General features: G+C 65.0%; 21 protein-coding genes and 1 pseudogene. 9 read left to right on the forward strand and 13 right to left on the reverse strand.

What is annotated here, in order from left to right:
* Window positions 1–133 precede the first annotated feature (133 nt).
* From ACQ5BL_RS18285 to ACQ5BL_RS18310, 6 genes are all read right to left on the reverse strand, one after another.
* On the reverse strand, window positions 134–622 hold the full coding sequence (locus tag ACQ5BL_RS18285) for an Lrp/AsnC family transcriptional regulator (protein ID WP_243807177.1): 489 nt from the start codon (window positions 620–622) through the stop codon (window positions 134–136).
* A 13-nt stretch (window positions 623–635) separates the two neighbouring features.
* The gene (gene doeB / locus ACQ5BL_RS18290; protein WP_243807179.1) at window positions 636–1,652 is read right to left on the reverse strand and encodes a N(2)-acetyl-L-2,4-diaminobutanoate deacetylase DoeB; all 1,017 of its coding nucleotides are present in this window, start codon (window positions 1,650–1,652) and stop codon (window positions 636–638) included.
* A gap of 4 nt (window positions 1,653–1,656) precedes the next feature.
* Window positions 1,657–2,847 carry an ectoine hydrolase DoeA gene (gene doeA, locus ACQ5BL_RS18295; protein ID WP_243807181.1) on the reverse strand — a complete coding sequence of 397 codons (1,191 nt, stop codon included), beginning with the start codon at window positions 2,845–2,847 and terminating at the stop codon, window positions 1,657–1,659.
* Window positions 2,848–2,938: 91 nt separating this feature from the next.
* Window positions 2,939–3,931, reverse strand: coding sequence for a cyclodeaminase (locus ACQ5BL_RS18300; RefSeq protein WP_243807183.1), 993 nt, complete (start codon window positions 3,929–3,931; stop codon window positions 2,939–2,941).
* Entirely contained in the window at window positions 3,924–4,898 is a 975-nt protein-coding gene (gene eutB / locus ACQ5BL_RS18305) for a hydroxyectoine utilization dehydratase EutB (protein ID WP_243807185.1), read from the reverse strand. Before eutB ends, ACQ5BL_RS18300 begins: the two co-directional genes overlap by 8 nt.
* A gap of 165 nt (window positions 4,899–5,063) precedes the next feature.
* Window positions 5,064–6,458: a PLP-dependent aminotransferase family protein gene (locus ACQ5BL_RS18310; protein ID WP_243807187.1), complete on the reverse strand. Its 1,395-nt coding sequence runs from the start codon at window positions 6,456–6,458 to the stop codon at window positions 5,064–5,066.
* Window positions 6,459–6,845: 387 nt separating this feature from the next.
* Between ACQ5BL_RS18310 and ehuB the strand changes: the two genes are divergently transcribed.
* From ehuB to ehuA, 4 genes are all read left to right on the forward strand, one after another.
* Window positions 6,846–7,700 carry an ectoine/hydroxyectoine ABC transporter substrate-binding protein EhuB gene (gene ehuB, locus ACQ5BL_RS18315; protein WP_243807190.1) on the forward strand — a complete coding sequence of 285 codons (855 nt, stop codon included), beginning with the start codon at window positions 6,846–6,848 and terminating at the stop codon, window positions 7,698–7,700.
* A 77-nt stretch (window positions 7,701–7,777) separates the two neighbouring features.
* The gene (gene ehuC, locus ACQ5BL_RS18320) at window positions 7,778–8,434 is read left to right on the forward strand and encodes an ectoine/hydroxyectoine ABC transporter permease subunit EhuC (RefSeq protein WP_207884864.1); all 657 of its coding nucleotides are present in this window, start codon (window positions 7,778–7,780) and stop codon (window positions 8,432–8,434) included.
* Window positions 8,434–9,090 (forward strand): ectoine/hydroxyectoine ABC transporter permease subunit EhuD, encoded by a 657-nt coding sequence (gene ehuD, locus ACQ5BL_RS18325; RefSeq protein WP_207884865.1) that lies wholly within the window; start codon window positions 8,434–8,436, stop codon window positions 9,088–9,090. Before ehuC ends, ehuD begins: the two co-directional genes overlap by 1 nt.
* Before the next feature lie 56 nt (window positions 9,091–9,146).
* The gene (gene ehuA, locus ACQ5BL_RS18330; RefSeq protein ID WP_279381558.1) at window positions 9,147–9,971 is read left to right on the forward strand and encodes an ectoine/hydroxyectoine ABC transporter ATP-binding protein EhuA; all 825 of its coding nucleotides are present in this window, start codon (window positions 9,147–9,149) and stop codon (window positions 9,969–9,971) included.
* Here the strand turns inward: ehuA and ACQ5BL_RS18335 are convergent.
* The 3 genes from ACQ5BL_RS18335 to ACQ5BL_RS18345 form a co-directional block, all read right to left on the reverse strand.
* A complete protein-coding gene (locus ACQ5BL_RS18335; protein ID WP_207884866.1) occupies window positions 9,968–10,234 on the reverse strand; it encodes a PilZ domain-containing protein in 267 nt (88 codons plus the stop codon). The two genes, ehuA and ACQ5BL_RS18335, sit on opposite strands and share 4 nt — an antisense overlap.
* 195 nt (window positions 10,235–10,429) lie before the next feature.
* Window positions 10,430–11,317, reverse strand: a complete 888-nt coding sequence (locus ACQ5BL_RS18340) for a lysophospholipid acyltransferase (RefSeq protein ID WP_207884867.1) — start codon at window positions 11,315–11,317, stop codon at window positions 10,430–10,432.
* A gap of 201 nt (window positions 11,318–11,518) precedes the next feature.
* Window positions 11,519–12,067 carry a DNA-3-methyladenine glycosylase I gene (locus ACQ5BL_RS18345; protein ID WP_207884868.1) on the reverse strand — a complete coding sequence of 183 codons (549 nt, stop codon included), beginning with the start codon at window positions 12,065–12,067 and terminating at the stop codon, window positions 11,519–11,521.
* Window positions 12,068–12,256: 189 nt separating this feature from the next.
* On the opposite strand from ACQ5BL_RS18345, the gene glyQ reads away from it, so the two are divergent.
* From glyQ to ACQ5BL_RS18365, 4 genes are all read left to right on the forward strand, one after another.
* On the forward strand, window positions 12,257–13,204 hold the full coding sequence (gene glyQ / locus ACQ5BL_RS18350) for a glycine--tRNA ligase subunit alpha (protein WP_207884869.1): 948 nt from the start codon (window positions 12,257–12,259) through the stop codon (window positions 13,202–13,204).
* Complete coding sequence (gene glyS, locus ACQ5BL_RS18355) at window positions 13,204–15,258, forward strand: glycine--tRNA ligase subunit beta (protein WP_243807223.1); 2,055 nt, start codon at window positions 13,204–13,206, stop codon at window positions 15,256–15,258. Before glyQ ends, glyS begins: the two co-directional genes overlap by 1 nt.
* A gap of 95 nt (window positions 15,259–15,353) precedes the next feature.
* Window positions 15,354–15,884: a D-glycero-beta-D-manno-heptose 1,7-bisphosphate 7-phosphatase gene (gene gmhB, locus ACQ5BL_RS18360; RefSeq protein ID WP_207884871.1), complete on the forward strand. Its 531-nt coding sequence runs from the start codon at window positions 15,354–15,356 to the stop codon at window positions 15,882–15,884.
* Window positions 15,885–15,890: 6 nt separating this feature from the next.
* Window positions 15,891–16,661: a lysophospholipid acyltransferase family protein gene (locus ACQ5BL_RS18365; protein WP_243807529.1), complete on the forward strand. Its 771-nt coding sequence runs from the start codon at window positions 15,891–15,893 to the stop codon at window positions 16,659–16,661.
* Between the two features lie 67 nt (window positions 16,662–16,728).
* Here ACQ5BL_RS18365 and gyrB read toward each other — a convergent pair whose 3' ends face one another.
* The 4 genes and pseudogenes from gyrB to dnaA all read right to left on the reverse strand — a co-directional run bounded on the left by gyrB (window position 16,729) and on the right by dnaA (window position 22,933).
* Window positions 16,729–19,146: a DNA topoisomerase (ATP-hydrolyzing) subunit B gene (gene gyrB / locus ACQ5BL_RS18370; RefSeq protein ID WP_243807226.1), complete on the reverse strand. Its 2,418-nt coding sequence runs from the start codon at window positions 19,144–19,146 to the stop codon at window positions 16,729–16,731.
* Between the two features lie 3 nt (window positions 19,147–19,149).
* A pseudogene (gene recF, locus ACQ5BL_RS18375) lies at window positions 19,150–20,252 on the reverse strand (DNA replication/repair protein RecF).
* A gap of 9 nt (window positions 20,253–20,261) precedes the next feature.
* Complete coding sequence (dnaN, locus tag ACQ5BL_RS18380; protein ID WP_243807258.1) at window positions 20,262–21,368, reverse strand: DNA polymerase III subunit beta; 1,107 nt, start codon at window positions 21,366–21,368, stop codon at window positions 20,262–20,264.
* Between the two features lie 29 nt (window positions 21,369–21,397).
* Entirely contained in the window at window positions 21,398–22,933 is a 1,536-nt protein-coding gene (gene dnaA, locus ACQ5BL_RS18385; protein WP_243807260.1) for a chromosomal replication initiator protein DnaA, read from the reverse strand.
* A gap of 521 nt (window positions 22,934–23,454) precedes the next feature.
* On the opposite strand from dnaA, the gene rpmH reads away from it, so the two are divergent.
* Window positions 23,455–23,589, forward strand: a complete 135-nt coding sequence (gene rpmH, locus ACQ5BL_RS18390) for a 50S ribosomal protein L34 (RefSeq protein WP_003100258.1) — start codon at window positions 23,455–23,457, stop codon at window positions 23,587–23,589.
* Window positions 23,590–23,598 lie beyond the last annotated feature (9 nt).

The following is a 23,598-nucleotide window of genomic DNA, read 5'->3' on the forward strand; positions in this document are numbered from 1 at the left end:
CCCGGCCGCATCGGCGCTGGCGGCTTCGCGAGCAAGCTCGCTCCTACAAAGACGGCACGTCGTAGGGTGCATAACGCGCCAGCGTTATCCGCCACAAGGGCAACGGCGGATAACCTGTTCCAGGTTATTCTCCCTACGCAGAACCCGGCTCCAGCGCCTCGGCGGGGATTGCCGCATCCAGCGTCTTGATCACCTTGGTGACGATGTAGGTGAAGTAACGCTCGATGCCCACATCCTCCAGCAGCAGCTGGTCGATGAAGCGCTGGTAGTGGTCGATGTCGCGCGCCTGGATCATCGCGATGTAGTCCACCCCGCCGCCGGTGGCGTAGCAGAAGCCCACCTCTGGCGCCTGTTGCAGGCGCTGCTCGAAGCGCTTCATGTCCTGCGCGGTGTGGCGCGCCAGAGTGATCTCCACCAGCACCTGCTGCTGCCTGAACAGCGCCGGCCAGTCGATCTGCGCGCGGTAGCCCTTGATCAGTCCGGCCTCCTCCAGCTTGCGCACGCGTTCCCAGGCCGGGCTGACCGAGAGGTTGATCGCCTCGGCCAGACTCGACTTGGTGATGCGCCCGTCGCCGGCGAGGATGCGCAGGATCTTCAGGTCATAGCGGTCGAGCTTGATCATGACGGGCTCCCGTTCAGTCCAGCACCTCGGCGACCACGGCGAGGGTGTCGCCGCTCTGCACCAGTCCGGGGAAATGCCGCGCGGCGAGGATGCCACTGCGCTTGGCGCGGTACTCCACCGGCGCGGCGCCGGTGCGCAGCACGTCGTGGACCCGCGCCAGCACTTCGCCGCGCTCGACCCGGTCGCCCAGGTCGCGGCACATCTCCAGCAGGCCGCCGTGCTGGCTGGCGACGAAGCAGTCGCCGTCGGGCATGTCGAGCATCACCGACTTCGACGGCTCGACTTCGCCACGCAGGATGCCGGCCTGCACCAGCACGTTGCGCACGCCGCGCCGGGCGATGGCCACGCTGCGCGCGCTGCTGCTGCCGCCGCCCCCCAGTTCGGTGGTGACGAACAGCTTGCCCTGCTCCTCGGCCGCCGTGTCGTACATGCCCACCGCGTCCAGCTCCAGCATGCGCATCGAATAGGGCGCGGCGAAGGCGCGCATCAGCGCCTCGCTGGCCTCCTGCTGGGCCTTGTCCGGCAGCACGTGGCAGGCGGCGAAGGGCAGGAAGTCGAGGGTGCGGCCACCGGAATGGATATCCAGCACCACGTCCGCCAACGGCAGCAGGGTGCGCTGGAAGTAGTCGGCGATCTTCTGCGTCACCGTGCCGTCGGGGCGGCCGGGGAAGCTGCGGTTGAGGTTGCCGGCATCGATCGGCGAGGTGCGCTTGCCGGCGAGGAACGCCGGGGTGTTCATGAACGGTACGATGATCACCCGGCCGCGCACGTCCTCGGCGCGCAGTTCCTGGGCCAGGCGGCTGAGCGCCACCGGGCCTTCATACTCGTCGCCGTGGTTGCCGCCGGTGAGCAGCGCGGTGGGGCCTTCGCCGTTCTTCACCACGCAGATCGGGATCATCACCGCACCCCAGGCCGAATCGTCTCGCGAGTAGGGCAGCTTGAGGTGGCCGTGCTGCACGCCGTCTCGCTGGAAGTCGACGCTGGCGGAGATGGGGTTTTCACGAAGCGGCTTGTCGAGTGCATGGGTCATCGCTTCACTCCTTCACGAACAACTGGCGCGGGTAGTCGCAGAAGGTCTCCACGCCGCGCTCGGTGATGAGGATGCTTTCGGTGATCTCCAGGCCCCAGTCGTCCATCCACAGACCGGGCATGAAGTGGAAGGTCATGCCCGGCTCCAGCACGCTGTTGTCACTCGGGCGCAGGCTCATGGTGCGTTCGCCCCAGTCCGGCGGGTAGCTGATGCCGATGGGGTAGCCGCAGCGGCTGTCCTTGTGGATGCCGAACTTCTCCAGCACGCGGAAGAAGGCGCGGGCGATGTCGCCGGTGGTGTTGCCGGGTTTGGCGGCGTCCAGGCCGGCGGCGATGCCTTCGACCACGGCTTTTTCCGCATCGAGGAAATGCTGCGGCGGCGTGCCGAGGAACACGGTGCGCGACAGCGGACAGTGGTAGCGCTTGTAGCAGCCGGCGATCTCGAAGAAGGTGCCGGCGCCGCGCTCGAAGGGCGTGTCGTCCCAGGTCAGGTGCGGCGCGCTGGCATCGGCGCCGGTGGGCAGCAGCGGGACGATGGCCGGGTAGTCGCCGCCGTGGCCGTCGGCACCGAGGATGCCGGTGCTGTAGATCTCCGCCACCAGCTCGTTCTTGCGCATGCCCGGTTCGATGCGTTCGACGATGTGCGCGTGCATCTTCTCGACGATGCGCGCGGCGACGCGCATGTACTCGATCTCGCGCGGGGACTTCACCGCGCGCTGCCAGTTCACCAGGGCGGTGGCGTCGACGAACCTCGCGGTCGGCAGGTTGGCCTGCAGCGAGCGGAAGGCGGCGGCGCTGAAGTAGTAGTTGTCCATCTCCACGCCGAGGGTCTTGCTCGCCCAGCCGCGCGCGGCGATCACCTCGCGGGACAGGTAGTCCATCGGGTGGCGCTCGGTGGACTGCACGTAGTGGTCGGGGTAGCCGACGATGTTGTCCGCCTGCATGAACACCGTGCGCCGCGCGCCGTTGGCGTCCTGGCCGCGGCCGTACCAGACCGGCTCGCCGTCCAGCGCCAGCAGCACGCACTGGTGCACGTAGAAGGACCAGCCGTCGTAGCCGGTGAGCCAGGCCATGTTCGACGGGTCGGTGACCAGCAGCAGCTCGATGCCACGCTCCTGCATGCTGGCGCGGACCTTGGCGATCCGCTGGGCATATTCCTCCCGGCTGAAGGGGAGTTTGACGACGATTTCGGACATGCGGAAATCCTCTTTCGGGTTTTCTTGTTCTTGTAGGAGCGGGCCATGCCCGCGATCGCGCCCATGGGGCGCTCCTACAGGGTGTGTTGGATCAGCTGCTGAAGCGAAAGCCCTTGCCCATCCGCTGCGCCCGCTGGAAGGCCAGGCCGGCGATGGCGGTGTCCTGGGCGCCGGTGCCGGTGAGGTCGCAGAGGGTGATGTCTTCGGCGCGGCGACGGCCTTCGCGCTGCCCGGCGATGACCTGCCCGAGCTCGGCGAAGTCGGCGTCCAGGCTGACGTTGCCGGCCTCCACCGCGTGGTGCAGCTCGCCCAGTACCAGGGTCTGGCTGAGACGGTCGGCGACATAGCTGTCCACCGCCGCCAGGGCGTCGGCGGCGATCTCGTTCTTGTGCTCGGCATCGGAGCCCATGGCGGTGATGTGCAGGCCGGGGCGCAGGTGATGTTTCTGGATCAGTGGCTCGCGGCTGGGCGTGGTGGTGATGGCGATGTCGGCGCCTTCCAGCGCTTCGTCGATGCTGGCGCAGGCGGTCACCGGGATACCCAGGCGAGTGGACAAATCGCTGGCGCACTCGCGTGCCTTGGCGATGTCCCGCGCCCAGACGCTGGCGGCCTTGATGGGGCGCACCAGGCACAGTGCCTTGAGCTGCAGCCGCGCCTGCTCACCAGCGCCGATCAGCGCGACCTGGCGGGAGTCCTCGCGGGCCAGCCACTTGGCCGCCACCGCGCCGGCGCAGGCGGTGCGCACGGCGGTGAGGTAGCCGTTGTCCAGCAGCAGCGCGTCGAGCAGGCCGGTGCGCGAGGAGAGCAGCATCATCATGCCGTTGAGGCTGGGCAGGCCGAGCTTGGGGTTGTCGAAGAAGCCGGGGCTGACCTTGATGGCGAAGCGCGGCAGGCCGGGCAGGTAGGCGGTCTTCACGTCCACTTCGCCGTTGTGCTCGGGCACGTCCAGGCGAAGGATCGGCGGCATCGCCACGGGCGCGGTGGCGAGCAGGCGGAAGGCGTGCTCGACGGCGTCGAGACTTTCCTGGTCAATCGCCACGCAGGCGCGCAGGTCGGCTTCGCTGAGCAGGGTGACATCAGCCATGTGTGGACTCCTCGATAACGCGTTGGTGTTGTTCGATGGCGATGTTGCGGCCGCTGACGATCACCACCACCGGGCCGACCGGGGCGATCAGGCCGTCCAGCAGCGCGGCGATGCCGACCGCGGCTGCGCCTTCCACTACCTGCCGCTCCTCGCGGTAGGCGTGGCGGATGCCGGCGGCGATGGAGTCTTCGTCGAGCAGGTGCAGCTGGTCGCAGTAGTCGCGGGCCAGGGCGAAGGTGTAGCGGTTGGCGAGGCCGATGCCACCGCCGAGGGAGTCGGCCAGGGTCGGCAGCTCTTCCACTTCCACCGGGTGGCCGGCGGCGAGGCTGGCGGCCATGGCGGCGCCACGGCGCATGCTGATGCCGTGGACGCGGATAGTTGGATCGGCGTGCTTGAGCGCCAGGGCCACGCCACCGAACAGCCCACCGCCGGACAGCGGTACGAGCACCTGGCGCACGTCCGGCAGCTGTTCGAGGATTTCCAGGCCGAGAGTGCCCTGGCCAGCGATGATCTGCGGATGGTCGAAGGGCGGCAGCAGGGCCGCACCATGATCGCGGGCGATACGTTCGGCCTCGGCCTGGGCATCGTCCTGGCTGTTTCCGACGATGCGCACTTCGGCGCCGAGTTCGCGGATCCCCTGCACCTTGTTCGCCGGCACCAACTGCGACAGACAGATGGTCGCCGGAACGCCGAGTACGCGGGCGGCGTGGGCCAGCGCCCGGCCATGGTTGCCGGTGGAGGCGGCGACCACGCCTTTGGCCTTCTGCTCGTCGCTGAGCTGGGCAATGGCGTTGCTCGCGCCGCGCAGCTTGAAGCTGCCGGTGATCTGCTGGGATTCGAGCTTGAGGTAAACCGGGGCGCCGAGCAGGTTGGACAGGCTGGGCGAATGCGCCAGCGGCGTCTCCCGCACCAGGCCCTGGATGCGCTGGCGTGCGCGGTACAGTTCGACGAGGGGAATCGGGTCCATCTCGGCCTCCGGGTTGCAGTAGGGGCCGAGTGTAGGGGCGGGAAATTGTCGCGATGAATGTACTAGGACGATGTATTTCGCATGCCAGGATCGGAGCCAACTTGTAGGAGCGCGCCATGCGCGCGATCGCGGGCATGGCCCGCTCCTACAGGGGAGATTTCGGCGTCAGAAATCGTGAATCTTCGGGTACTGCCCGAACAGTTCGCGCATGTCTTCCAGGGCGCTGGCCATGCGCTCGTCGCTGCATTCGGCGCCCATGCACAGGCGCACCGCCCGCGGGCGCGGGGTGCCGCGAACCATGAAGGGGTCGGGTGGCGTCACGGCGATGTGCCGGTGGCGCAACTCGCGCACCAGGCTGTCCAGCTCCCAGTGTTCGGGAATGCCGATCCAGGTGCTGAGGGAATGCGGGTCGCAGCCCAGCAGGTAGTCGCCGAGCCAGTCCTTCACCAGTTCCTGGCGCTTCTCCAGTACCCGCCGTTGCAAGCCGATCAGCGCCTGGGCGTTGCCGTTGTGAATCCACCGCGAGGCCACCTCGGCCAGCAGCGGCGTCGCCATCCAGCTGTTCACCCGCAGGATGCTTTCGGTGCGCAGCGCCAGCCGGCGCGGCATGGCCAGGTAGCCGATGCGCAGGCCGGTGAGCACGCTCTTGGTGAAGCTGGTGCAGTAGAACGACAGGTCCGGTAGGTAGTGGCTGATCGGCGGCGGGCGCTGCTCACCAAGCAGCGGGCCATAGACGTCGTCCTCGATCACGTGCACGCCGTAGCGCTGGGCGATGGCGGCGATCTCGCGGCGGCGCGAGTCGGGCATCAGGCTCGACGTGGGGTTGTTCAAGTTCGGCGTGCACACCAGCGCGGTGATGCGCTCGTTGGCGCAGAGGTCCTCGAAGTGTTCCGGGTCGATGCCTTCGCGGTCGATCTCCACGCCCTTCAGGGTGAAGCCGAGCACCTGGGAGTTGCCGATCACGCCGTGGTCGGTGAGCTGTTCGCAGAGCACCACGTCGTCCGGCCCGGCGAGGGAGGCCAGGGCAAGGAAGATGCCGTGGGCGGCGCCGTTGGTGATCAGCACATCGTCTCGCTCACGCTGCAGGCCCTGCTGCGCCAGCCATTGCACGCCGGCGTCGCGGTGCGCGTCGAAGCCGGCCACCGGGCGGCAGGCGCGCATCCAGGGCTGGTCGCTTTCCTGCGCCAGCGCGCGGCAGGTGTCCTGCCACAGGCGATCGTGCTCGCGGGTATGGACGATGCTGGCGATGGAGAAGTCCACCAGGGCACGCTCGGGGTGGTCGACCATGTAGTGCGCCATGCCTTCGGTCATGCGTCGCGAGACGAAGCTGCCGCGGCCCACCTCGCAGCGCACCAGGCCCTGGCGCTCCAGTTCCTTGTAGGCGTTGGTCACGGTCTGCACGCTGATGCCCAGGCCGTCGGCGACCTGACGCTGCGGCGGCAGGCGCTGGCCGTCGCTGAGCAGGCCTTGCTCGATGTCGCCGGCAATGGCCTGTACCAGGGTCTTGTACTTGGATTCGCCGACCCGCAGGTCGGTCAGGGCGCGACGCCAGGCTTCCATCTTCAGCGCTCCGTCTGGTCAGGAGCTCAGAGTGACCGACCAGCACACGGGCAGCAATTGTCCTAGTGCAATGTCGACACGCACACCCGCTTTGTATGCTCGGTTGCAGGACACCGGGCCGCATTGTCAGGCCCGCGCAGAAAAAACCAGCGGATGCGTTCGTCGCAACGGTGGCTTTTTCCCGCCGCGGGGTTGTCGATCGGTAAGAGCCGCAAGGCAGCCGGGCTTAGTCTGGCGTCGTTGCCCCATCACCTCGCCTGGCGAGTGAACTTCGGAAGGCCCCGCAGGGGCCCTGCCAACAAGAACAATAGTCGTACGACATTGCTACCTGCCATCCATCGCCGCCCGCCGAACGTGTGCGGCAAGAGAAGATCAGGAGATCCGAAGATGAGTACCGCCCCTGTTTTGCTGCACCGCCTGAGCCTCGCCTGTACCCTCGTCGCCTGCGCGCTGGCCAGCGCCGGCAGCTACGCCGAGACCACCCTCGAACGCATCCAGAGCACAGGCACCGTGCGCATCGGCTACGCCAACGAAGCGCCCTTCGCCTACACCGAGACCTCCGGCAAGGTCACCGGTGAATCCCCGGAAATCGCCAAGCAGATTTTCACCAAGATGGGCGTGAAGAAGATCGAGCCGGTGCTCACCGAATGGGGCGCGCTGATCCCCGGCCTGCGCGCCGGCCGCTTCGACGTGATCGCCGCCGGCATGTACATCACCCCGCCGCGCTGCCAGCAGGTGATCTTCACGGACCCGCACTACCAGATCCCCGATTCGCTGCTGGTGAAGAAGGGCAACCCGAAGAACCTGCACAGCTACGCCGACGTGAAGAACGCCCCGGACGTGAAGCTGGCGATCATGTCCGGTACCGCCGAGCTGGGTTATGCCCGCGCCGAGGGTGTGGCAGAGGAGCAGATCGTCCAGGTGCCCGACACCACCGCCCAGCTGCAAGCCGTGCGCGCCGGCCGCGCCGATGCCAGCGTCGGCACCGCGCTGACCATGAAGGGCCTCGCGGCGAAAGGCGGCGATTCGGTGGAAGCCATCGCCGACTTCAAGGACGACCCGTCGCACATCGGTTACGGCGCCCTGGCCTTCCGCCCGGACGACAAGGATTTGCGCGACGCGGTGAACGCACAGCTCAAGCAGTGGCTGGGCAGCGCCGAGCACCTGGCGACGGTCAAGCCGTTCGGCTTCGACAAGTCCAACGTCACCGACAAGACCGCCGCCGAGCTCTGCAAACAGTGACCGGGCAGGGCGCGGCTCTGCCTTAGAGCGCGCCCGCCTGGCCGTTCCGTCGAACCTGTCGTTACGGGATGCGTATCATGGGTGAGTTGCTTCCTCTGCTGCTGGAGGGCGCCTGGGTCACTATCCAGGTGACCGTCTTCGGCTCCCTGCTGGCGGTCGTCGCCGCCGTCATCGCCGCGCTCGGCCGGCTCTCGCCGTGGCCGGCGGTACGCTGGCTGGCGATCAGCTACATCGAGCTGTTCCGCGGCACCTCGCTGCTGGTGCAGCTGTTCTGGCTGTACTTCGTGCTGCCGCTGCCACCCTTCAACCTGGAGATGAGCGCCTACAGCGTGGCGATCATCGGCCTGGGCCTGCACATCGGCGCCTATGGGGCCGAGGTGATGCGCGGCGCCATCGGCTCGGTGCCCAAGGGGCAGTACGAGGCGGCGCTGGCGCTGAACATGACGCCCTTCACGCGCTTTCGCCGGATCATCCTGCCGCAGGCGCTGCTCTGTGCAATCCCGCCGGGCACCAACCTGCTGATCGAGCTGCTGAAGAACACCTCGCTGGTGTCGCTGATCACCCTCTCCGACCTGACCTTCCGCGCCCGCCAGCTCGACCAGGCGACCTTCGAGACGCTGAAGATCTTCGTCCTCACCCTGGTGCTGTATTTCGTCATGGCCCAGATCATCGTCTTCCTCATGCGGCGCCTGGAGCGCTGGCTGGGGCATGGCCGAATCCGCGGAGGCCTGTGATGAAACTCTTCGACTGGCACTTCGCCTGGCAGATCCTGCCGCAACTGCTGCACGCCTCGCTGCGCACCATCGCCATCACCCTGGTGGGCTTCGCCCTGGCGGTGGTGTTCGGCCTGCTGTTCGCCATCGCCCGGCGCAGCCGGCACTTCTGGCTGTCGTGGCCGGCGGCCTGGTTGATCGAGTTCATCCGCAGCACGCCGCTGCTGATCCAGGTGTACTTCCTGTTCTACGTGCTGCCGACCTACGGGTTGAACATGACCGCGCTGGTGGCCGGCACGCTGGGCATCGCCCTGCACTATGCCTGCTACACCGCCGAGGTGTACCGCGCGGGCCTTGAGGCGGTGCCGCGCGGGCAGTGGGAGGCGGTGACGGCGCTGAACTTCTCGCCGTTCAAGGCCTACCGCGAGGTGATCCTGCCCCAGGCCATCCGTCCGGTGCTGCCGGCGCTGGGCAACTACCTGATCGCCATGTTCAAGGACACCCCGGTGCTCTCCGCGATCACCGTGGTGGAAATCATGCAGCAGGCCAAGAACATCGGCTCCGACAGCTTCCGCTACCTGGAGCCGATCACCCTGGTCGGGGTGTTCTTCCTGCTCATCAGCATCAGCCTGGCCGGTGTGGTCCGCCAGGTGGAAAAACGCACGGCGCTGCCATGACTGAATCCTCTGGAGGTACTCCGATGTCCGTTCACTCCCTGCAAGCTGCCGGGGCCATGTCGCCCCGCAAGACCGGCCAGGAGGCGCCGACCGCGCGCGCCGAGACGGCCCAGCCGATGGTGAGCTTCCGCAACGTGTGCAAGAGCTATGGCAGCTTCAGCGTGCTCAAGGACCTCAACCTGGAAGTCGGCGCCAACGAGAAGGTCGCCATCATCGGCCCCAGCGGCTCCGGCAAGTCGACCCTGCTGCGCGCGCTGATGACCCTGGAGACCATCGACAGCGGCGTGATCTCGGTGGACGGCGAACCGCTGACCCATCTGATGCGCAACGACAGCCTGGTGCGCGCGCCGGAAAGCCATGTGCGCCGGGTGCGCAGCAAGATCGGCATGGTCTTCCAGTGCTTCAACCTGTTCCCGCACATGACGGCGCTGCGCAATGTGATGGAGGCGCCGGTGCAGGTGCTGGGCATGCGCCGCGACGAAGCCCGCGAGCGTGCGGTGGAGTTGCTGGAAATGGTCGGCCTGGGCGAAAAGCTCGACCACTATCCCTCGCAGCTCTCCGGCGGCCAGCAGCAACGGGTGGCCATCGCCCGCGCGCTGGCGATGCGGCCGAAGGTGATGCTGTTCGACGAGGTGACCTCGGCGCTGGACCCGGAGCTGTGCGGCGAGGTGCTCAACGTGGTGCGCCGGCTGGGCACCGAGCACAACCTGACCATGCTGATGGTCACTCACCAGATGGGCTTCGCCCGTGAGTTCGCCGACCGGGTGTGCTTCTTCCACCAGGGCAACATCCTGGAGCAGGGCAGCCCACAGCAGCTGTTCGGGCATCCGCAGCATGAGCGGACGCGGGCGTTCCTCAGTGCGGTGAACGAGGCGAGCTAGTCCTCTTCGACGAAACGCAGGCCGGCGCCTTCGGCGTCGGTGCGTATCACTTCCATCAGCAGAACCGGCGCTTCCATCGGCAGGTCCTGCACCTGGCCGCTGACCTGGGTGCCTTCCGGCAACCCGGCCAGCGCCTCGTGACGCACGTAGACGCCGCCGTCGGACAGATCACGGGTATGGCCGAACACCTCGCCGAAGCTGGGATGGCTGATCTTGATCCGGCACTTCATCGGGGTTCGTGGGTGTTGCCGTTGGTTGGCCATGGGTGGCATCCGTCCTGAATGTCAGCGCACTAATGGGCCTGAAACCAGGGGGTCAGGTCAAGCCGGCAAATGCATGGCACGACGGGGAAGGCAACTGCAGGACGCGCATGGCGTATGGGGCGGGGGCTGGAGAAGCCGAGCCGGAAGCCCCTGGGTCAGGGATCCAGGGGCGTGATAACGATCGGAGCGCCTGGTTCAGTACCACCGGGCCTCGCCCTCCGGGCGTTTCTTGAAGCGCTTCATGGTCCACATGTACTGGCTCGGGTAGGCGCGCACGTACTTGGCCAGCTCACGGCTCAGGGCGGCGACCGAGACCTCCATGTCCTTGTCGTACATATCCGCCGGCGCCGCTTCGAGGATGACCTTGTAGCCGCTGCCATCGGGCAGGCGCACCGCGTGGAAGAACACGCCGCGAGCCTTGCCGCGCGCGAGCAGGGAAGGCACGAACTTGCTGGTCAGCGCGGTGGTGCCCAGGTAGGGCACGAACAGGCCCGAGCCCAGATCCGGCTCCGGGTCGCAGGGAATGCCGACGCAGCCGCCGTTCTTCACTTCCTTGATCACGCTCTTGATGCCTTCGGGCGTCGACGGCGCGACGCGGTTGCCCAGTTGCACGCGCTGCTTCTTCAGCAGCTCGTCCACCGCCTTGAGCTTGGGCGGCCGGTAGAAAATGATCGGCTTGGCGTAGGAGCAGTAGAAGTGGTTGAGCACTTCCCAGTTGCCCAGGTGACTGGTGATGCCGACCAGGCCGTCGCCGGAGGCCAGCGCCTCTTCCAGCACGTCCATGCCTTCCACTTCGCGGATGTACTGCAGCGACTTCTGCGGCGACCACATCCAGGCGCAGGCGCTTTCGGTGAGCGTGCGGCCGATGTCCATCAGGCTCTGGCCAAGCAGCTTCTCCAGCTCCGCCTGCGACAGCTCGGGGAAGCAGTGCGCCAGGTTGGTCCGCGCCACCTCGCGGGAGCGGTTCGGAATCTTCCACATCAGCCAGCCGATACCCGCGCCCAAGGCCCCCACCGCGCGCCACGGCAGCATGGCGAACAACCGCAGGAAGCCCACCACCAGTGCGCCCTTGAATTTCTCCACGGGAAACTCCTTCATTCAGAGGCGCACATTCTAACCAGTGGCGCAGAGTGAAGGCGAAAGACGCATCTCAATCGTCTGAATCAGCGCACCCTGCTGATCCCCGGTAGGAGCGAGCTTGCTCGCGAACAGAGTTTCCGGCGGCATCGGCGTTGGGCTGTTCGCGAGCAAGCTCGCTCCTACAAGTTACTTCCCCGTCCGTGATCAGGAGAGTTCGGCATAACGATCGCAGTCGGTGGTGTGGTCCATCACCATGCCGGTGGCCTGCATGAAGGCGTAGCAGATAGTTGGGCCGACGAAGGTGAAGCCGGCCTTGCGCAGGGCCTTGCTCATGGCTTCGGCCTCGGGCGTCACCGCCGGGACCTGGCCGCGTTCGCTGAAGTGATTGACCTTGGGCCGGCCGCCGACGAAGGACCAGAGGAAGCCCACCGGGTCCTCCAGCTCCAGCCAGGCCCGGGCGTTCTGCCGCGCCGCCTTGAGCTTGGCAAGGTTGCGGATGATGCCCGGGTCCTGCATGCGTTGTTCGATTTCCTCGTCGCTCATCCGCGCCAGGCGCTCGGGGTCGAAGCCGAACAGCACCTCGCGGTAGCGTTCGCGCTTCTTCAGCACGGTGATCCAGGACAGACCGGCCTGGGCGCCTTCGAGGATCAGCATCTCGAACAGCGCCCGTGCATCACGCTGGGGTACACCCCACTCGGCATCGTGGTAGGCGATGTACAGCGGGTCGTCGTTACACCAGAAGCAGCGGGGCATGGCGGTCGTCCTGACAGGAAAAGTCCGACTATAGCCAATCCACTGTATGAAAACACAGTCATCCGGCGGATTTTCCTGTGGATTCGCGAACTTCCGCCGGGCGCCTGGAAATCGCTGTGAGGCCCAAGCCGCAAGCGTCCTGGGGTATACTGCCGGGTTTTAGTCGCATATCCAGCACAGGTGAAATTCGTGAGCCAGACTACGCCCGCCGTGCCCACCTTCCAGGACCTGATCCTCGCCCTGCAAAAATACTGGGCCGATCAGGGCTGTGTGGTGCTGCAGCCCTACGACATGGAAGTAGGCGCCGGCACCTTCCACACCGCCACCTTCCTCCGTGCCGTCGGCCCGGAAACCTGGAACGCGGCGTACGTGCAGCCCAGCCGCCGTCCCACCGACGGCCGCTACGGCGAGAACCCCAACCGCCTGCAGCACTACTACCAGTTCCAGGTGGTCCTCAAGCCCAACCCGGAAAACTTCCAGGAGCTGTACCTGGGCTCGCTGAAGGCCATCGGCATCGACCCGCTGGTCCACGACATCCGCTTCGTCGAGGACAACTGGGAATCGCCGACCCTCGGCGCCTGGGGCCTGGGCTGGGAAATCTGGCTGAACGGCATGGAAGTCACCCAGTTCACCTACTTCCAGCAGGTCGGCGGCATCGAGTGCTACCCGGTCACCGGTGAGATCACCTACGGCCTGGAACGCCTGGCCATGTACATTCAGGGTGTCGATTCGGTGTACGACCTGGTGTGGGCCGACGGCCCGTTCGGCAAGGTCACCTACGGCGACGTGTTCCACCAGAACGAAGTGGAGCAATCGACCTACAACTTCGAGCACGCCAACGTCGAGAAGCTGTTCGAACTGTTCGACTTCTACGAAAGCGAAGCCAACCGCCTGATCGAGCTGCAGCTGCCGCTGCCGACCTACGAGATGGTCCTCAAGGCCTCGCACACCTTCAACCTGCTGGACGCCCGCCGTGCCATCTCGGTGACCGAGCGTCAGCGCTACATCCTGCGTGTGCGCACCCTGGCCCGTAACGTGGCGCAGAGCTACCTGCAGGCCCGCGCCCGCCTCGGCTTCCCGATGGCCACCCCCGAACTGCGTGACGAAGTACTGGCCAAGCTGAAGGAGGCCGAATAATGAGCGCGAAGGATTTCCTCGTCGAACTGGGCACCGAAGAGCTGCCACCCAAGGCCCTGAAAAGCCTCGGTGAAGCCTTCCTGGCCGGCATCGAGAAGGGCCTCAAGGCCGCCGGCCTGACCTACGCCGCCGCGCGCTGCTATGCCGCTCCGCGCCGCCTGGCGGTGCAGATCGACCAGCTCGCCGTGCAGCAGCCCGACCGCACCGTGAACCTCGACGGCCCGCCACTGCAAGCAGCCTTCGACGCCAGCGGCAACCCGACCCAGGCCGCCCTCGGCTTCGCCAAGAAGTGCGGCGTGGACCTGGAACAGATCGACAAGAGCGGCCCGAAGCTGAAGTTCAGCCAGACCATCGCCGGCCAGCCGGCCGTGGACCTGCTGCCGGGCATCGTCGAAACCTCGCTGAACGAGCTGCCGATTCCCAAGCGCATGCGCTGGGCGGCCCGTCGCGAAGAGTTCGTGCGCCCGACCCAGTGGCTGGTGATGCTGTTCGGTGACGACGTCGTCGATTGCGAGATCCTGACCAAAAAGGCCGGCCGCGAATCCCGTGGCCACCGTTTCCACAATCCGGACAACGTGCGCATCTCCAGCCCGGCCAACTACCTGGAAGACCTGCGCAGCGCCCACGTGCTGGCCGACTTCGCCGAGCGCCGCGAGATCATTTCCAAGCGCGTCGCCGAGCTGGCCGCCGAGCAGAAGGGCACCGCCGTAGTGCCGGCCGACCTGCTGGACGAAGTGACCGCGCTGGTCGAGTGGCCGGTGCCGCTGGTGTGCTCCTTCGAGGAGCGCTTCCTCGCCGTGCCACAGGAAGCCCTGATCACCACCATGCAGGACAACCAGAAGTACTTCTGCCTGCTGGACGCCAACGGCAAGCTGCTGCCGCGCTTCATCACCGTGGCCAACGTCGAGAGCAAGGCACCGGAGCACATCATCTCCGGCAACGAGAAGGTCGTGCGTCCGCGCCTGACCGACGCCGAGTTCTTCTTCAAGCAGGACCAGAAGCAGCCGCTGGAAGCCTTCAACGCCCGCCTGAAGAACGTGGTGTTCCAGGCCCAGCTGGGCACCGTGTACGAGAAGGCCGAGCGCGTTTCCAAGCTGGCCGCCTACATCGCCGAGCGCATTGGCGGTGACGCGACCAACGCGGCCCGCGCCGGCATCCTCTCCAAGTGCGACCTGGCCACCGAGATGGTCGGCGAGTTCCCGGAGATGCAGGGCATCGCCGGTTACTACTACGCCACCGCCGGTGGCGAGGCCAAGGACGTCGCCCTGGCGCTGAACGAGCAGTACATGCCGCGCGGCGCTGGCGCCGAGCTGCCGACCACCCTGACCGGCGCTGCCGTCGCCGTGGCCGACAAGCTCGACACCCTGGTCGGCATCTTCGGTATCGGCATGCTGCCCACCGGCAGCAAGGACCCCTACGCCCTGCGTCGCGCCGCCCTGGGCGTGCTGCGCATCCTCATCGAGAAGCAGCTGGACCTGGACCTGGCCGACGCCATCGGCGTGGCCGTGGCCCAGTACGGCGACAAGGTGAAGGCTGCGGGCCTGTCCGAGCAGGTGCAGGACTTCGTCTTCGACCGTCTGCGTGCCCGTTACGAGGACGAAGGCGTGGACGTGGCCGTGTACCAGGCCGTGCGTGCCCTGAAGCCTACCGCGCCGCTGGACTTCGACCAGCGCGTGCAGGCCGTGCAGGCCTTCCGTCAGTTGGCGGAAGCCGAGGCTCTGGCCGCCGCCAACAAGCGTGTGTCGAACATCCTGGCCAAGGCCGAAGGCGAGGTACCTGCCGCCGTCAATGCCGGCCTGTTCGCCGAGACCGCCGAGAAGGCCCTTGGCAGCGCCGTGGCGGCTGCCGAAGGCGAAGTGGCTCCGTTAGCCGCGGCTCGCGACTATCGCGCAGCCCTGGCCCGTCTGGCGGCCCTGCGCGCGCCGGTCGATGCCTTCTTCGAGGAAGTGCTGGTCAACGCGGACGATAACGCCGTGAAGGCCAACCGCTACGCGTTGCTGGCCAAGCTGCGCGGGCTGTTCCTCGGCGTCGCCGACATCTCGCTGCTGGGCTGATGCCCGCCTGAAAGCCGGGAGTTCGCAACGGTTCGCCGTAACGGACTCCCGGCTTTTTCATTTCCGACTTATCGAAGCCCGTGACTTATCGAAGCATGAAGCTACTGATCCTCGACCGCGACGGTGTCATCAACCAGGACTCCGACGACTACATCAAGTCCCTCGACGAGTGGATTCCGATCCCCAGCGCCATCGCCGCCATCGCCCAACTGAGCAAGGCTGGCTGGACCGTCGCGGTGGCCACCAACCAGTCGGGCATCGCCCGCGGCTACTATGACCTGGCGACGCTGGAAAGCATGCACCAGCGCCTGCGCGAGCTGGTGGCGGAGCAGGGGGGTGAACTCGGGGTGATCGTCTACTGTCCGCACGGCCCCGACGACGGCTGCGACTGCCGCAAGCCGAAACCCGGTATGCTGCAGCAAATCGCCCGCCACTACGGCGTCGAGCTCCACGGCATCTGGTTCGTGGGAGACAGCCGGGGTGACCTGGACGCCGCGCTGGCCGTCGATTGTCAGCCCGTGTTGGTAAAGACCGGCAAGGGCGAACGCACCCTGGGCAAAGCCTTGCCCGAGGGCACCCTGGTATTCGACGATCTGGCAGCCGTTGCTGCCCATCTACTTTCCTGAGGATTCATCACAGTGCAGGCCATCAGAACCGTTCTCTTCTACCTGCTGCTGTCCTTCAGCGCCTTCGTCTGGGGCACCCTCAGCCTGGTCATCGCCCCCTTCCTGCCGTTCCGCGCGCGCTATCGCTTCATCGCCCAGGCCTGGTGCAAGTTCGCCGTCTGGCTGGCGACCTGGATGGTGGGCGTGCGTTATGAGCTCAAGGGCGTGGAGAACATCCCCGAGCAGCCCTGCGTGATTCTGGCCAAGCACCAGAGCACCTGGGAAACCTTCTTCCTCACCGGCTACTTCGAGCCGCTGAGCCAGGTGCTCAAGCGCGAACTGCTGTTCGTGCCCTTCTTTGGCTGGGCCATGGCGCTGCTCAAGCCTATCGCCATCAACCGCGACCAACCCAAGGTGGCCCTCAAGCAGATGGCCAAGCAGGGTGACGAACGCCTGAAGCAGGGCGCCTGGGTGCTGATCTTCCCGGAAGGCACCCGCGTGCCCACCGGCCAGATCGGCAAGTTCTCCCGCGGCGGCGCGGCCCTGGCGGTCAACGCCAACCTGCCGGTGTTGCCGATCGCGCACAACGCCGGGCACTGCTGGCCGAAGAACGGCTGGGCGAAATACCCCGGCACCATTCAGGTCGTGATCGGCCCGGCGATGTATGCCGAGGGGGAGGGCGCACGCGCCATCACCGAGCTCAACCAGCGCGCCGAGAACTGGGTCGTGCAGACCCTGCGCGATATGGGCGAGCTGCCTGCCGAGGCCACGCCTCAAACGGTCGCCGAAGCCTCCTGAGGCGGCTCCGGATAAAAGCCGGACAAAAGAAAAGGGCCCCGAAGGGCCCTTTCTTTTTGCCTGCGGATCAGACGTCCAGGTTGGACACCGCCAGGGCGTTGCTTTCGATGAAGTCGCGGCGCGGCTCCACGGCATCGCCCATCAGGGTGTTGAACAGCTGGTCGGCAGCGATGGCGTCTTCGATGGTCACCTTCAGCATGCGACGCACGTTCGGGTCCATGGTGGTTTCCCACAGCTGCTCCGGGTTCATCTCGCCCAGACCTTTGTATCGCTGGATGCTGTGGCGCTTGGTGCCTTCGGCCATCAGCCAGTCCAGGGCTTCCTTGAAGCTCGCCACGGTCTTCTTGCGCTCGCCCTTCTGCACGTAGGCGCCTTCTTCCATCAGGCTGTTCAGCTTGGCGCCCAGCTCGGTTACCGCGCGGTAATCGTTGCTGGCGAAGAAGTCGCGGTTGAAGGTGACGTAGCTCGACAGGCCGTGGGCGACCATCTCGACTTCCGGCAGCCACAGGTGACGCTCGCGGTCTTCGCGCAGGCTGACCTTGTAGACCAGGCCGGACTTCTCGGCGGACTTCAGACGGGCCTGGTACTGCTCCAGCCAGCTTTGCATGGCGGCCTGGTCGCCCAGCTTCTCCACCTCGATGCGGGGCAGATAGACGAACTGCTCGGTCAGGTCCTGCGGGTACAGACGGGACAGGCGGGCGAGAGTACGCATCACGCCGCGGTACTCGTTGACCAGCTTCTCCAGCGCTTCGCCGGACAGGCCCGGGGCGCTTTCGTTGACGTGCACGCTGGCTTCCTCGAGGGCCGACTGGGTCATGTATTCCTCCATGGCCACGTCGTCCTTGATGTACTGCTCCTGCTTGCCTTTCTTCACCTTGTACAGCGGCGGCTGGGCGATGTAGATGTAGCCGCGCTCGACCAGCTCGGGCAACTGACGGAAGAAGAAGGTCAGCAGCAGGGTACGGATGTGCGAACCGTCGACGTCAGCATCGGTCATGATGATGATGTTGTGGTAGCGCAGCTTGTCGATGTTGTACTCCTCGCGACCGATACCGCAGCCCAGCGCGGTGATCAGGGTGCCGACCTCCTGGGAGGACAGCATCTTGTCGAAGCGAGCCTTCTCGACGTTGAGGATCTTGCCCTTGAGCGGCAGGATCGCCTGGGTCTTGCGGTTACGGCCCTGCTTGGCAGAACCGCCCGCGGAGTCACCCTCCACGATGTACAGTTCGGAGAGGGCGGGGTCCTTCTCCTGGCAGTCGGCGAGTTTGCCCGGCAGGCCGGCGATGTCCAGCGCGCCCTTGCGGCGGGTCATCTCACGGGCCTTGCGCGCGGCCTCGCGAGCACGGGCGGCGTCGATCATCTTGCCGACCACGGCCTTGGCTTCGTTCGGGTTTTCCAGCAGGAAGTCGGCGAAGTACTTGCCCATCTCCTGTTCCACGGCGGTCTTCACCTCCGAGGAAACCAGCTTGTCCTTGGTCTGCGAGCTGAACTTCGGATCCGGCACCTTCACCGAAATGATCGCGGTCAGACCTTCACGGGCGTCGTCGCCGGTGGTGGCGATCTTGAACTTCTTCGCCAGGCCTTCCTGCTCGATGTAGTTGTTCAGGTGACGGGTGAGGGCCGAGCGGAAGCCCGCAAGGTGGGTACCACCGTCACGCTGGGGAATGTTGTTGGTGAAGCAGAGGATGTTCTCGTTGAAGCTGTCGTTCCACTGCAGGGCGATCTCCACGCCCACGCCGTCTTCTTCACGCTGGCAGTTGAAGTGGAAGACCTGGTTCACCGCGGTCTTGTTGGTGTTCAGATACTCGACGAAGGCCCGCAGGCCACCCTCGTACTTGAACAGCTCTTCCTTGCCGGTGCGCTCGTCGCGCAGAACGATGCCGACGCCGGAGTTCAGGAAGGACAGCTCGCGAATCCGCTTGGCCAGGATGTCCCAGCTGAAGTGGATGTTGTGGAAGGTGTCGGGAGAGGGCTTGAAGTGCACCTCGGTGCCCGAGCCCTCGGTGTCACCCACCGGGCGCAGCGGGAACTGTGGCACGCCGTGGTGGTAGACCTGCTCCCAGACCTTGCCTTCGCGGCGGATGGTCAGGCGCAGCTCGTTGGAGAGGGCGTTCACCACCGACACACCCACGCCGTGCAGGCCACCGGAGACCTTGTAGCTGTTGTCGTCGAACTTACCGCCGGCATGCAGCACGGTCATGATGACCTCGGCTGCGGAGACCCCTTCTTCCTTGTGGATATCCACCGGAATGCCACGGCCATTGTCGCGGACGGTAATGGATTCATCGGTGTGAATGGTGATGCTGATCTCGCTGCAGTAGCCGGCCAGCGCTTCGTCGATCGAGTTGTCCACCACCTCGAATACCATGTGGTGCAGGCCAGTACCGTCGTCGGTATCGCCGATGTACATGCCCGGACGCTTGCGTACGGCGTCCAGCCCCTTCAGTACCTTGATACTGGAAGAGTCGTAGGTGTTCTCGCTCATTCTTCACTCCCGATGGTAGTGTCCTGAGAGACGCGCCCATGTTCCACGTGGAACATCGACACCGGCGTTTCCGTTCGCCAGCCGTCTTTCAATAAGTGCGGATCGACGCAGGTGATGAATACCTGGCAACCCAGATCTTCGAGAAGCCGGCACAAAGACAACCGATGCTTCTCATCCAATTCGGAGGGGAGGTCATCCACCAGGTACACGCACTGACCGCGCTTGGCCTGATTGATGAGATGCCCCTGGGCGATCCGCAATGCGCAGACCACCAGTTTCTGTTGGCCACGGGATAGAATCTCCGCGGCATTGTGTCCCCCCAGGCGAATTCTCAAATCCGCCCGTTGCGGTCCTGCCTGGGTATGCCCCATCTGCCGATCGCGCAGCAGGCTGGAAGACAGTACTTCACTCAGGTCACGCTCCTTGTCCCATCCCCGGTAATAGCTGAGCGTCAGGTCATCGAGCTGGATAAGCTCGGCAAGAGTGCGCTCGAACTGGGGCTTGAGAGCCTGGATATAGGACCGTCGGTACCCGTCGATTTCGTCGCTCGCCGAGCATAACTCGCGGTCCCACGCAGCCTGCGAAGCACCGTCCAGTTTACCATGTCGAAGCCACGAGTTCCGCTGCCGCAAGGCCTTCTGCAGTCTTTGCCAGGCGACCATGAAGCGTTGTTCCACGTGGAACACTCCCCAGTCGAGGAACTGCCGACGAACCTTGGGCGAACCTTCCAGTAGGCGGAAGCTGTCCGGGTTGATCAACTGCAGCGGCAGCGTTTCAGCCAGCTGCGCAGCACTGCGCGCATTCTGTCCGTCTATACGAATCTGGAACTCGCCCTGACGATCCCGCGAAACACCCAGGCTGCTGTCGAAGCCGTTGCCCAGGCGAACCTGCCCGAAAACGGTACAAGCGGGTTCGTCATACTGGATAACCGGTTGCAGGCGAAGGCTGCGGAAGGAGCGGGCGAGACCGAGCAGGTGAATGGCTTCCAGCACGCTGGTTTTGCCGCTGCCGTTTTCGCCGTAGAGGATGTTGATGCGGGAGGAGGGGGAGAAGGTCACCGGGTGCAGGTTGCGCACCGCGGTGACCGAAAGGCGGGTCAGGGACATCGATACGCGTCAGAGGCGCATCGGCATGACGACGTAGGCGGAGTCGTCGTTGTCCGCTTCCTGCACCAGCGCACTGCTGTTGGAGTCGGAGAGAATCATGCGTACCTGCTCGGTACCCATCACCCCCAGGACGTCCAGCAGATAGCTGACGTTGAAGCCGATCTCCAGGCTGCCGCCGTTGTAGTCGACCTGCACTTCTTCTTCCGCCTCTTCCTGCTCCGGGTTGTTCGCCTGGATTTTCAGAAGGCCGTTGGAGAGCTGCAGACGAATGCCGCGGTACTTCTCGTTGGAGAGGATCGCGGTACGGCTGAAGGCCTCACGCAGCACCTGGCGATCACCGAGTACCAGCTTGTCGCCGCCCTTGGGCAGCACACGCTCGTAATCCGGGAACTTGCCGTCGACCAGCTTGGAGGTGAAGGTGAACTCGCCGGTGGTCGCACGAATGTGGTGCTGGCCGAGGACGATGGACACTTCGCCGTCCTGCTCGGTGAGCAGGCGAGCCAATTCGAGGATGCCCTTGCGCGGCACGATCACCTGGTGGCGATCCTGGGCTTCCGGCACACCGTTGCTCAGCGAGCACATAGCCAGGCGGTGACCGTCGGTCGCGACGGCGCGCAGGGTGCCGCCGCCCACTTCGAGCAGCATGCCGTTGAGGTAATAACGCACGTCCTGCTGCGCCATGGCGAAGCTGGTGCGGTCGATCAGACGACGCAGCTTGCTCTGCACCAGGCTGAAGGTCAGCGAACCCGGACCTTCTTCCACGGTGGGGAAGTCGTTGGCCGGCAGGGTGGAGAGGGTGAAGCGGCTGCGGCCGGCCTTCACCAGGAGTTTCTGCTCGTCGACGCGGATGTCGATCACGGCGTCGCTGGGCAGGCTCTTGCAGATGTCCATCAGCTTGCGCGCCGGTACGGTGATTTCGCCCGGTTCGGCGGCATCTTCCAGGGTCACGCGGCCAACCAGTTCGACTTCAAGGTCGGTACCGGTCAGCGACAGCTGCTGACCTTCGACAACCAGCAGGACGTTGGAAAGAACCGGCAGCGTCTGGCGGCGCTCGACAACGCCAGCGACCAGTTGCAGGGGTTTCAACAGAGCTTCGCGTTGAATAGTGAAATGCATGGTCTAGTCCCTTGCCTCGTGAGGCTGCGTCAGGTGGTCAGAGTACGCAGCAGGTTCTTGTAGTCCTCGCGGATATCCGCGTCGGATTCCTTGAGTTGAGCAATCTTGCGGCAGGCGTGCAACACAGTCGTGTGGTCCCGACCACCGAAGGCCACGCCGATTTCCGGCAGGCTGTGGTTGGTCAGTTCCTTCGAGAGTGCCATGGCAACCTGACGCGGACGTGCCACCGAGCGCGAACGGCGCTTGGACAGCAGGTCGGCGATCTTGATCTTGTAGTACTCGGCGACGGTGCGCTGGATGTTGTCGATGCTGACCAGCTTGTCCTGCAGGGCCAGCAGGTCCTTCAGCGACTCGCGGATCAGCTCGATGGTGATCGGGCGGCCCATGAAGTGGGAGTGGGCGATCACGCGCTTGAGCGCACCTTCCAGCTCGCGCACGTTGGAGCGGATGCGTTGCGCGATGAAGAACGCCGCATCATGCGGCAGCTCGACCTTGGCCTGCTCGGCCTTCTTCATCAGGATCGCCACGCGGGTTTCCAGTTCCGGCGGCTCCACGGCCACCGTCAGGCCCCAGCCGAAGCGCGACTTCAGGCGTTCTTCCAGGCCTTCGATTTCCTTCGGATAGCGGTCGCTGGTCAGGATGACCTGCTGGCCGCCTTCAAGAAGGGCGTTGAAGGTGTGGAAGAACTCTTCCTGGGAACGCTCCTTGCGGGCGAAGAACTGGATGTCGTCGATCAGCAACGCGTCCACCGAACGGTAGAAGCGCTTGAATTCGTTGATGGCGTTCAGCTGCAGCGCCTTCACCATGTCCGCGACGAAACGCTCCGAATGCAGGTACACGACCTTGGCATTGGGATTCTTCTTCAGCAGATGGTTACCCACAGCGTGCATCAGGTGGGTCTTGCCCAGGCCGACGCCACCATAAAGGAAGAGCGGGTTGTAGCCGTGCTTGAGGTTGTCCGCCACCTGCCAGGCCGCCGCGCGGGCCAGCTGGTTGGACTTGCCTTCGACGAAGTTCTCGAAGGTAAAGGTGCGGTTGAGATAGCTGGTGTGCTTGAGCGCGCCTTCCACCTGCACGTTGCGTTCGGTACGCACAGTCGCGGGCATTGCCGCGGCCAGCGGATCGATACCCGGACTGGACTCATCGAGGTCAGGCAGCGGCTGGGCAACCGGCTGAGCCGGCGTCGGTTGCGGCTCCGGGATCGCCGGTGCAACGGCCACGGGAGCAATCGGAGCCGGTGCCACGGCGGCAATGGGAGCGGGCGCCGACGGCACGCTGACATGGGGCTGCGGAACCAACGCCGCACGCGGCGTACGACTGCGACGGCTGCCGATCAGCAGTGACAAGGCCGGGATCTGGCCGTTGCCACGCTCACTGAGCAGCTCGAGCATGCGCCCCATGTACTTCTCGTTGACCCAATCGAGCACGAAGCGGTTGGGTGCGTAAACGCGCAGCTCCTCACCCTCGGACTCGACCTGTAGAGGTCGGATCCAGGTGTTGAATTGCTGGGACGGCAGCTCATCGCGCAGAAGCTCCACGCACTGCTGCCAAAGTTCCACGGACACGGATATCCCCCAAAGAAGGCGCAAAGCGAAAATAGGTCGATATTGTAGCCGTGCCGGGAGAACTTATCCACATGAGAAACGAGGGCGGACACAAGCAAAATCAAGATGTTAATGAATGCGCCGATTGTCGGGTAAGCGGGCCGTGAGCCTTGTGGATAACAGCTGGATGAGGCAGGGGATGAGCCTGGTGATCAGGCTGTGGAAAAAATGGTTGTGGAAAAACCAAGGTTCTGTCCCCAGCTTTCCAACCGTCGAAACACAAGCCGCCCACCCGTTCCGGACAGGGTTTTCATTGACCAGAAGCTCGACTAGTAAAGGCCTGCAACGACTTATACACAGGAAAAGCCTCCAACAGTCATAATCACCGCTTCAATCTTTCAAAAAAGAATTTCGCCTCTTCTTAATTCAATTTGTATCCGGTGCTGGTTGGAAATTGACCTGACCGCGCGATTTCTCTAGAATCGCCGGTCTCTTTAAACGGGGTCACTGCGACCTCAAGTCGTCAACCCAGGTACCGAATCATGAAACGTACTTTCCAACCCAGCACCCTCAAGCGCGCTCGCGTCCACGGTTTCCGCGCTCGCATGGCCACCAAGAACGGTCGTCAGGTTCTGTCGCGTCGTCGCGCCAAGGGCCGTAAGCGTCTGACCGTCTGATTTGTCCGA

Origin of the sequence: Pseudomonas sp. B1-22 (assembly GCF_050474425.1) — a bacterium.
Taxonomy (GTDB): Bacteria; Pseudomonadota; Gammaproteobacteria; order Pseudomonadales; family Pseudomonadaceae; genus Pseudomonas.

Coding starts and splice junctions, on each gene's coding strand:
- ACQ5BL_RS18285 (WP_243807177.1), bottom strand. CDS start 622: ATGATCAAGCTCGACCGCTATGACCTGAAGATCCTGCGCATCCTCGCC.
- doeB (WP_243807179.1), bottom strand. CDS start 1,652: ATGACCCATGCACTCGACAAGCCGCTTCGTGAAAACCCCATCTCCGCC.
- doeA (WP_243807181.1), bottom strand. CDS start 2,847: ATGTCCGAAATCGTCGTCAAACTCCCCTTCAGCCGGGAGGAATATGCC.
- ACQ5BL_RS18300 (WP_243807183.1), bottom strand. CDS start 3,931: ATGGCTGATGTCACCCTGCTCAGCGAAGCCGACCTGCGCGCCTGCGTG.
- eutB (WP_243807185.1), bottom strand. CDS start 4,898: ATGGACCCGATTCCCCTCGTCGAACTGTACCGCGCACGCCAGCGCATC.
- ACQ5BL_RS18310 (WP_243807187.1), bottom strand. CDS start 6,458: ATGGAAGCCTGGCGTCGCGCCCTGACCGACCTGCGGGTCGGCGAATCC.
- ehuB (WP_243807190.1), top strand. CDS start 6,846: ATGAGTACCGCCCCTGTTTTGCTGCACCGCCTGAGCCTCGCCTGTACC.
- ehuC (WP_207884864.1), top strand. CDS start 7,778: ATGGGTGAGTTGCTTCCTCTGCTGCTGGAGGGCGCCTGGGTCACTATC.
- ehuD (WP_207884865.1), top strand. CDS start 8,434: ATGAAACTCTTCGACTGGCACTTCGCCTGGCAGATCCTGCCGCAACTG.
- ehuA (WP_279381558.1), top strand. CDS start 9,147: ATGTCGCCCCGCAAGACCGGCCAGGAGGCGCCGACCGCGCGCGCCGAG.
- ACQ5BL_RS18335 (WP_207884866.1), bottom strand. CDS start 10,234: ATGGCCAACCAACGGCAACACCCACGAACCCCGATGAAGTGCCGGATC.
- ACQ5BL_RS18345 (WP_207884868.1), bottom strand. CDS start 12,067: ATGCCCCGCTGCTTCTGGTGTAACGACGACCCGCTGTACATCGCCTAC.
- glyS (WP_243807223.1), top strand. CDS start 13,204: ATGAGCGCGAAGGATTTCCTCGTCGAACTGGGCACCGAAGAGCTGCCA.
- gmhB (WP_207884871.1), top strand. CDS start 15,354: ATGAAGCTACTGATCCTCGACCGCGACGGTGTCATCAACCAGGACTCC.
- gyrB (WP_243807226.1), bottom strand. CDS start 19,146: ATGAGCGAGAACACCTACGACTCTTCCAGTATCAAGGTACTGAAGGGG.
- dnaN (WP_243807258.1), bottom strand. CDS start 21,368: ATGCATTTCACTATTCAACGCGAAGCTCTGTTGAAACCCCTGCAACTG.
- rpmH (WP_003100258.1), top strand. CDS start 23,455: ATGAAACGTACTTTCCAACCCAGCACCCTCAAGCGCGCTCGCGTCCAC.